We start from the raw sequence: 480 nt of genomic DNA, 5'->3' as shown, positions 1-480 counted from the left end.
CTACAGCTTTACTTAATTTACCAAAAAAACTGGATTTAGATTTTTCTAGACCTTTATCTAATGTTTCCTTTTTTTCAGAAGAAAATATTTTTTTAAAAAAACTCATTCTTTTGAATGTTTATGTGTTTGTTGTTTGCTTGTTTACTTAATAGCTAAACATTGCTTGTGCACTATTGCATTTATTTGCTATAACAAATATTTAGCCACTATTTTTTTCTGCCATAATAACAGAACATTTCTTTTTAATAATATACTTTTTAAAGAAATGTAAAATGAAAAACTACGTTTAAAACAGGTTTCTAGTAATTTAACACGCCAAATATAAACATAAAAAAACTGCTTTCTTACTAAAAGAAAGCAGTTTAATATTTTGATAAGAAAGGCTTACTAATTTTTACTCAAAAAATCATTAACTTCTTCTGGAGACATAATAGCCTCAACAAAAGTATAAGCGCCTGTTTTAGGTGACTTTACCATTTT

The 480-nt window shown here is 25.4% G+C and carries 1 protein-coding gene and 1 pseudogene; both read right to left on the bottom strand.

Annotated features, from left to right (window positions below; all coding sequences use genetic code 11):
• Positions 1–106, bottom strand: a pseudogene (locus tag FUA24_RS26140) (signal recognition particle-docking protein FtsY); the annotation flags it as partial.
• 281 nt (positions 107–387) lie between these two features.
• A partial coding sequence (locus FUA24_RS20970; protein WP_148545044.1) for a DUF4295 family protein occupies positions 388–480 on the bottom strand: 93 nt, incomplete at its 5' end.

The sequence above is a fragment of the Seonamhaeicola marinus genome, assembly GCF_008085455.1.
The sequence above is the reverse complement of the archived record's forward strand: the minus strand, read 5'-3'. Positions and strand labels throughout refer to the sequence as shown.